This is a genomic window from Halorubrum sp. AJ67 (assembly GCF_000513435.1).
This window is the reverse complement of the sequence record NZ_CBVY010000002.1, coordinates 402,768-410,909: the sequence shown is the minus strand read 5'-3', so window position 1 is coordinate 410,909 and position 8,142 is coordinate 402,768. Positions and strand designations below refer to the sequence as shown.

Below are 8,142 nucleotides of genomic sequence, written 5' to 3'. Positions count from 1 at the left end.
GCGTTCGAGGCGGGCGACGTCCTCGCCGACGTGGTCGCCGCGACCGGGGCGGAGCGCGGCGAGGTGACGGCCGACCGCGACGGGTACGTCCTCGGTCGGACGGAGGGAGTGGCGGCCTACGAGGGCGACCCGATCGGGAGCCTCGCGGTGCGAGACGACAGCGAACTCGTGGTCCCGCGCGAGGCCGGCGAGAACTGAAGCGAAGTCCTTAATTACCGGTCGGTCGTTTCTCAGCGTGTAGTCAGGGACCGTGGGGTAGTGGTATCCTATGCGGATGGGGTCCGTATGACCTGAGTTCGACTCTCAGCGGTCCCATGCGAAATTTTACACGAACCGTCCGAAACCGGCCAGCTTAGCCGCTATTACGGAGGTTCAGCATGACGGGGACCTGCCCGGTTCACCCGTCAGTCACGCTCGTCGAGGACCACCTAGACCTCGACGACGGCGTGATCGCGCTTCCGGCCGGGCTCCAGAAAGACTACCCGACCAACCGGTCACCGAGCTACACCGAGATCGGGCTCGCCGACGAGACCGTGCGGACGCTCCGGATGTACCTCGGCGGGCGGTGGAAGGAGTCGCCGGCGCTGTGGCCCTCGCGACAAGCGGAACGGATGTCGACCGAGTCGGTGCGAAACGTGGTTCGAGCGGCCGCAGTCGCCGCGGATGTGCGTCCGATGACGCTCACCGGGCATGGCGAGCCGGAGGACGTGACGCCGCACACGCTGTAGCACAGCGTCGCGTATCGGATGCTCAACGTCGAGGAGGGGAATAGTTCTACGACGTGCGGAACCGGCTCAGACACGCGAGCATCCAGACGACAGAACGCGTTTACGACCACATCGACCGAGTCTGACTGAGGCCTGTTTCGCAGCCTCCACACTTTCGAAATTTCAATTTCGATTGCTCTGTTGAATCCGCAGAAGGCGTCGAGATTGGGGACAGAGGAAGAGCGTTCACATGGTCTGATAGCAGAATTCTCGATTCCCGGGTTCGGCCGATGAACCAAGACTTGGGTCCAAATGTACGAATCGCCTGCGAAACTGCCGTTGTCATTGAGTCACGTCACCGGTGAAAGCACCGCAATCCCCTCGCAGTCACCGGATTCAGTAAAGCAGTATTTGACCACAATCAGTTATTTAAAGCTGTTGAACAAAATATATCAGGCAGTATGAGAGTACAAGCTTCCATAATAATTGGCTCCGCACATCGATGACAGCACCGTAGATACATCAATAAGATTTGATAATTCCGAGAAGACGTTCAGTGGCATGATAGACAACCCAATCACCCCTCAGCCGAATGACCCCAACAAACGAGTGTGTAGCGACGACAGCCGATTGCTGGGCCGGATCGTCAACCCAACCAAGACAGGCTTTGTGGGCGGAACAGTCGATTCCGCCGAAGTTACTGAACTTACGGTGGGGAAACAGTGAACGTCGTCAGCAAAATCAAGGGCCTCCGCGACTGGTTTCCAGTTCCGCAAAAGAGCGGTCGGCTGAACATAGTACGATGGGTCCTGCTGGAGGGTAATCGGATCGCGGTTACCTCTGCGCTGTTGTCGTTCGTGTTCGCGACGCTGATGCTCGTCGGAACTCTCTGGACCTTCGAGATGCAGGTGCTGCTCACAGAGACGCCTGCAGTCCAGACGATCCTGAATACACTGTTGAGCGGAATCATCCTGCTTGTATCTATCGTCGTGTCGATCAACTCAATCGTCCTGTCCCACGACATTAGCTCCATCGACACACAGGAAAATCGCATCAAGGGAGCCATCGAGTTCAGACGCGATATCGGCAATATGACGGAAGCGGGCGAAAGTCCATCGGACCCGGCGTCCTTCCTCAACCTAATGGCGACAGTCATCCACGACCGCGTAACCGCCCTTGAAGAGGTCGCCGAGGAAAGCGAAGAAGAGGTCGCTCAGGATATTCAGGGGTACGTTGACGATATCTCCGAGACGGTTGAGTTGATCGGCGGTCAGAATAAAGACACCACCGGTGCGGAGTTTGGCGTCCTGTGGCTCGGACTGGGGGTAGACTACGGCGAATACTTGGACCGCTCGCGGACGTTGCGGGGCACCTATGATAGTAAGATGTCCGATACATTCAACGAGCGGGTTGATGATCTCGTCCAGGCATTCCAGATGTTCGCCATCGGCAAAGAGTACTTCAAAACCCTTTATTACACTAGGGAGGTGGCTCATTTGTCTCGGACACTCCTTATTGTCGCGCTGCCGTCGATTCTGGTCACTGCGTCGGCCATCCTTGCGATCAATGGGGGGGTCCTACCCGAGGTATGGGTGTTTGGTCTCTCACCGCTGTTGAGTTTTGTTGCGACGGTGTTCACGATTGCGCTGGCTCCATTCCTCGTGTTGACTGCGTATATGCTCCGACTCGCAACGGTTGCCCAGAAGACTGCCGTCGCAGGGCCTTTTTTCCTACAGTGATTCCTGTGACCACACTCTTAGCCGTGTTATCGTCGGCTATGTCTCCCGGAGGTCTGTATGGTCTCCATGACGGTCCACAGAGGGATGGCTTCGCTGTGGGCAGTACCCCCTGTGGCTCCGAGACGGAATTCGCTTAGATAGCCTAGCAGATTGCGGTCCAGTTCGAGTTACGGGTCAACCCCGCTGGATAAAGGCATTCAAATCCAGTACGGTGGTGCCTTGTTGAATCCACGGAATGCGGAGCGATCACCCCTTGGTAGCCTGTTCGAGGTTATAGACGGTAGCGGTCAGCACGAGTTCACGGAACTCGCGGTACCAAGCGCAAGGGTGGACAGCGGGGCCGAACCGACGCTTGATGACCGAAAAGGCGGTCTCGGCCATCCGGCGATGGCCGTATAATTTGCTGTCCAACCGCGCGTTGTGTGCGTGATCGTAAAGCAGCGAACAGCCGGTGACGCAGCAAGGGCCGGACGCCCTCTGAATTGAGGGCGTCTCGGAGGGATTGGTCGTCATAGCCTCTGTCACCGGCTAGACTTTCGATTTTCTCGGCGTTTCGCAAGACGACTTGACGGCCAGTTTGCGTGTCGTGAGGCTAGTGTGCCGAACAATGGGTGTCGAGGACGGCACACGAGTCGGTAGACGCCACACACGCTACGGCACAGCGTCGCGTATCGGATGTTGAACGTCGAGGAGGGGAACTATGACGTGCGGAACCGGCTCAGACACGCGAGCATCCAGACGACAGAACGCGTCTACGACCACATCGACCGGGTGTAGCAGCTCCACCCGAGATCACTATTCGAAATCTCTCGATCTGTCGGATTTCCCGTTTCTGTGATCAACCGGTACAGAATTTCTCGCCGCGACTCTCAGACTGACCCACGCCCGCGCGTATATAAGGTAAGGGAGGGGGAGTGGAAGATCGGGGCGTATCTAGCGATCGACGGCCGTCTCGTTTTGCCCCATCGAGCGGAACGTCCCTCTCTGAGAATTCACTGGCTCTGCCGAAATCCTCAGCAGTTGATAGTTTCACGTCTTCAATCGCTCAATACAGGGAACTCACGAATCGCTCAGTATACGCTTCTCACAGCATTCTCCCAACCACTGTGCCGGCTGTAGTACAAACTGCCATGAGAAATCCCATTTTCACCGAAACACGATCAGTAAGAAGGCTGAAAGAGAAGCCGACGACAGCAGCCGCAATAAAGCTGTAGGCGATGGTTGCTGGCAGAGAGAGGGCCATAGTGGACTCCAAATGGACAATAACATGAATATCCTGTGGTCAATTCGCAGAATTGACCTCACAGTTGGGTCAGCAGCGCTCTGGTAAAATTTTCAACTCCCAATCGGTCAGTACAGACAGTTGCCTTAGATACCAATATAAAAATTATAAATCAAATAGTATCAGATATTATAAATATGATAGTACTAAATAGTTATTCTATCAATGAGTTACTGACATCTAATGATTCAGTTCTCAGTGGAAACGACAGGACGGATACGGTGGTGACAATGGTATCTCGTGACCCAGAACAATCAGTTCAACTCAATACCGTCTTGGACATACTGAGGATCCCTCGCCGCCGCTACATCGTGTATATTCTTCAAGAAGCGGACGAGTCAGTCGTTCCGTTCGAGACGATTGTTGAGGAGGTTCGGAAATACGAGGCTTCCGACGAAGCCGAATCAGAATTGCCACAGAGGCAGTCTATCCGAATGGCTCTTATTCATGTCCACCTTCCCAAATTGGAGTCGATAGGACTTCTCAAACGTGATCCCCAAACTGGAGACGTTCGGTTCTACGGCGATCCCTTGCTCGAAGAATGGGCCGAACGGACAAGCCAATTCGAATTAGAGTGATACATTCGCAGCTCTCATCGAACCGCTGTTTCAGACTAGAAACCGTCTGAAGAATAGGATTTCAATAAAGCCGAACGAATCAAAATCCGGGTTGACCACCCTCGCACACTGGCTCTTACGCACGCGCACGTAGCGGAGTAGCAGCGAGTGGGGGAGGGGGTCCGTGTTGGGCCCGGCCGATAGCAAGAGACCGACCTTATCGGCGCGCACTGGCTGGCGACTGAGGTAACGCCGCGGGACCAGTTTTGAATTCGATGTGCTTGGGAACAGCACATGGGTAAGATGAGACGATATTGAGAAACGAATGTAAACAATCGGCAACAGACGACATAGATGTTAGTCACTCTACCTGCCTGTACCCGAATTTGGAAAAGCGGTATCGGATCTCCGTTTACTCAGTCGAAAGAGATCGCGTCTAGGAAAACGGTATCGGATCTTCGTTTACTCAGGTACGGTTCAGGCTATCTAAAGAAACGGCTTGGTCAAAGCTTTAGTTAACGCGGTGGAATAAGTCGCTAATGAAAGACGGACACCTCGTAGACACACCTGCTCCGGGGGTATACCGACCTGTCGCCGGAACCTCTGATGTCCCTTTCTCGAAGTTTTATAAACCAGACAAGCTCCCTCCGAAGATCAATCTGTCAGATGAAGTGATTCGTGCGTACGGGGCTGCGATACACTCACTCGGTCGGCTTGACGGGTTCTGGAGCGAAATTGAGGATCCTGAATCAGTTTTTGGTCTCTTCGTCTACAAGGAAGCAGAGCAGTCCTCACAAGTCGAAGGGACCCGCGTTACCGTGTCCGACATGTACAAAGAAGGTGAAGACTCGAAGGATGTCCGTGAGGCACGGAATTACGCTTCCGCGCTGAAGAAGGCAGCAAAACGATTGTCAGAGGCGGGGCAATCGCGAGAGAATCTGTCAAACGAACTGTTAAAAGATCTTCACCGCGAACTAATGGAAGGAGGCCGATCCGAGGAGGACGATCCGCTTCCGGGAGAGTATCGGCTAAGTTATGTGTGGATCGATGAATCGACCGATCTCGGGAAGCAGACCCGGTTCGTTCCACCGAAATCTGAGATTGCGGTATCTAGGATGGCTGATTTTGAGAGGTACATGTCGTCAGAAGGAGAGTATCCCGATCTGATCGATATCGCGATCCTCCATTATCAGATCGAGACGATCCATCCGTTTGTCGACGGAAACGGTCGCGTTGGCCGGTTGCTCATCGTATTGTTCCTGATGGCAGAGGACATCTTGCTTCATCCACTGTTTTACCTCAGCTCCTACATCCGTCGGAACAGGGACAAATATACGGAGCTACTCTTGAAGGTCAGCGAGGAGGGGGAGTGGAACGAGTGGTTCAAATTTTTCCTCACAGGAATCAGAGAACAGGCAGACGAGGCATTTAGCAGAGCAAAGCTTCTGCTTCACCTCCGTGATAGATATCGGGAAGAGTACGAAGATGCCCGCCCATCGGTTAGAGCGCTTCTTGAGGAAATTTTCACAGAACCAGTATTCACGGCAAAACGTGCTGCGGATATGATAGATATGACTTATCCGGCAGCAAACAACGCGATCTCCATCTTGGAAGACGATGGAGTACTTAGGGAGCGGACGGAGAAGGAGCGGTATCGAGAATTCCAAGCAGATGAGGTCTTAGACGCGTTAAATGAGAGCGTGGACAAGCTCCCGTCACCGGAGGAATTGATCGAAGAAGATGGAAATCGATTCACCGATTTCGCTCAATAACATCGCGTTTTGGACTGGTCGATCGGTGTCTACCGTCTACTCCGGATTTCAAAGTTGCCTTTGGAAAACACTGAGTGAGGTGAGGAGTTCGACGAAAAGACCGGGAAGCCGGACGCGCTGGTCGACGAAATCGTCTACGAGCTGGACGGACTCACCGACGAGGAGATCGCGATCGTCGAGGAAGCGATCGGCGAGTAACGCCAGAGGAGCCGACCACCCCTAGCTACCCGCCGACACCGCGCTGACATTCGTTCCAGTTTCAGTTCCGCCCCGGGTTTGGCGTACTAGTTTCAGGTGGGTCCGCGTCGGTCAGAGCATGGCGAAGACACGCAGCACGAGCGAAGAGTCGTGGGAGGAACTCGTTCGCAACGCCGACGGGACGATTCCGGACCCGGTCGGCTTTGGCCCGTCTGAGAGAGTCGAGATCGAGACGCGGTATCTCGACAAAACGGCGAAGGCGCTCAAGTTCCCGCTCGATCACGTCTACTGCCTCCACGAGTCGGACTTCGCGGTCGCGCTCAATCCCGACCTCGACGTCGGGAAGCTGGTCCTGACGAGCCACGAGACGTGGGACGAGCATCGATTTCGCGTGACGATGCCCGACGCGGTGACCGACGAGTTCTACGAGCGGTTGGAGATGTACGAGAGGGTGAGCCCGGAGCGGTTCGGGGTTGAGCAGTCTTCTGTGAATAGTTAACAAACACTCACCTCTTTGCCTGTGTAGGATATTAATGAAACATGAAACGAAGAGGAGGTGCGTTCAAGATCCTCCTGATTGTGGGGATCGTCTTCCTCGCGGGCTGTTCCGGTGCGGCACCCGGTGAGCAGTCACCGACCGGATCGGACGTCGGCGACGAGGCGACGGTCGAAACGGCGAACGGGTCCCTCGAACTCCACTACATCAACGTCGGCCAATCGGTCAGTACGCTCGTTATCGGGCCGGAGGGCGAGACGATGCTCGTCGATACGGGCCACTATAACGACGACGGCGAGTACGTTTTGAGGTACCTCCGGCGACACGATATCACGCGCATCGACCACCTCGTAACCTCGCACAACGACGCGGACCACATCGGCGGCAACGCGGCGATCATCGAGTACTACGAGACGGAAGCCGAGGGGATCGGCGCGGTCTACGATCCCGGAATCGCTGCGAGCACGCTGACCTACGGTGAGTACCTCGATGCCGTCGAAGAACACGACGTGACGCTGTACGAGACGCGTGAGGGAGACACGATCTCGTTCGGTGAGGTCGACGTCGGCGTGCTCGGGCCGCCCGAGCCGTACCTCGAAAACGAAGCGCGCAACGAGAACAGCATCGTGCTGAAACTCACGCACGGCGAGACGAGCTTCTTGCTGTCCGGCGACGCCGAAGACGATCAGGAGGAGTACCTGGTCGACACGTACGGCGCGGAGTTACGGTCGACGGTGTTGAAGGCCGGGCACCACGGCTCGTCGAGCTCGTCGAGCGAGCCGTTCGTCGACGCGGTAGCGCCGCAGGCGGTCGTCGTGTCGAGCGCGTACGACTCGCAGTACGGACACCCGACCGACGAGGTCCTTCAGCGGTTTGCGGACCGGTCGATCCCGACGTATTGGACCGCCACACACGGGAACATCGTCCTCGTGAGTGACGGGAACGGCGTTTCCGTACGGACGCAACGGGACGCGCCCACCGACCCGCTGTCGATCCGCGACGGCGAGCCGATCGGACCGGGCACGAGCGGCGAAGTCGTCGAACGCGTTCGGCTCGGCGGTGATCCGGTCGACACCGGTTCCGAGGACGGAACTGACGACGGCGACGACACCGGCGGCGACAACGAGACGACGTCGACCGACCCGGCTGCGGCGCTGGAGGTCGAGGCGATCAACGCGGACGCCGAGGGCGACGACCGTGAGAACCTCAACGATGAGTACGTGGTCTTCGAGAACACGGGAGAAGAGTCGATCGACCTGTCCGGGTGGACCGTCGAAGACGAGGCGTCACACAGCTACGAGTTCCCGCAGGGATTCACGCTCGACGCGGGCGCGACGGTGACGCTCCGGACGGGGAGCGGCGCGGACACGGACACCGAGCTGTACTGGGGA

At 56.3% G+C, this 8,142-nt stretch carries 7 protein-coding genes, 1 tRNA gene and 3 pseudogenes; 9 read left to right on the top strand and 2 right to left on the bottom strand.

The annotated features are described in order from the left end of the window. The 4 genes and pseudogenes from BN903_RS03705 to BN903_RS03690 all read left to right on the top strand — a co-directional run. A pseudogene (locus tag BN903_RS03705) lies at nucleotides 1-198 on the top strand (deacylase); the annotation flags it as partial. Between the two features lie 46 nt (nucleotides 199-244). Continuing rightward, nucleotides 245-315 (top strand) — tRNA-Pro (locus tag BN903_RS03700). A gap of 62 nt (nucleotides 316-377) precedes the next feature. Beyond that, nucleotides 378-853: pseudogene (locus tag BN903_RS03695) on the top strand (tyrosine-type recombinase/integrase). Nucleotides 854-1,429: 576 nt separating this feature from the next. Further along, nucleotides 1,430-2,446, top strand: a complete 1,017-nt coding sequence (locus tag BN903_RS03690) for a hypothetical protein (protein WP_048076419.1) — start codon at nucleotides 1,430-1,432, stop codon at nucleotides 2,444-2,446. Nucleotides 2,447-2,744: 298 nt separating this feature from the next. Here the strand turns inward: BN903_RS03690 and BN903_RS17885 are convergent, their stop codons facing one another. After that, on the bottom strand, nucleotides 2,745-3,005 hold the full coding sequence (locus BN903_RS17885; RefSeq protein ID WP_369317829.1) for a hypothetical protein: 261 nt from the start codon (nucleotides 3,003-3,005) through the stop codon (nucleotides 2,745-2,747). Between the two features lie 80 nt (nucleotides 3,006-3,085). Here BN903_RS17885 and BN903_RS15505 point away from each other — a divergent pair. Next, nucleotides 3,086-3,223: pseudogene (locus BN903_RS15505) on the top strand (tyrosine-type recombinase/integrase); the annotation flags it as partial. A 307-nt stretch (nucleotides 3,224-3,530) separates the two neighbouring features. Here the strand turns inward: BN903_RS15505 and BN903_RS17150 are convergent. Then, nucleotides 3,531-3,689 carry a hypothetical protein gene (locus BN903_RS17150; protein ID WP_195155702.1) on the bottom strand — a complete coding sequence of 53 codons (159 nt, stop codon included), beginning with the start codon at nucleotides 3,687-3,689 and terminating at the stop codon, nucleotides 3,531-3,533. Between the two features lie 176 nt (nucleotides 3,690-3,865). Between BN903_RS17150 and BN903_RS03680 the strand changes: the two genes are divergently transcribed. From BN903_RS03680 to BN903_RS03665, 4 genes are all read left to right on the top strand, one after another. Further along, on the top strand, nucleotides 3,866-4,306 hold the full coding sequence (locus BN903_RS03680) for a hypothetical protein (protein WP_048076417.1): 441 nt from the start codon (nucleotides 3,866-3,868) through the stop codon (nucleotides 4,304-4,306). 518 nt (nucleotides 4,307-4,824) lie between these two features. Continuing rightward, nucleotides 4,825-6,057 (top strand): Fic family protein, encoded by a 1,233-nt coding sequence (locus BN903_RS03675; RefSeq protein ID WP_048076416.1) that lies wholly within the window; start codon nucleotides 4,825-4,827, stop codon nucleotides 6,055-6,057. A gap of 316 nt (nucleotides 6,058-6,373) precedes the next feature. After that, on the top strand, nucleotides 6,374-6,754 hold the full coding sequence (locus tag BN903_RS03670) for a hypothetical protein (protein WP_048076415.1): 381 nt from the start codon (nucleotides 6,374-6,376) through the stop codon (nucleotides 6,752-6,754). Between the two features lie 41 nt (nucleotides 6,755-6,795). Continuing rightward, nucleotides 6,796-8,142: lamin tail domain-containing protein (locus tag BN903_RS03665; RefSeq protein WP_195155701.1), on the top strand; the 1,347-nt coding region annotated here is incomplete at its 3' end.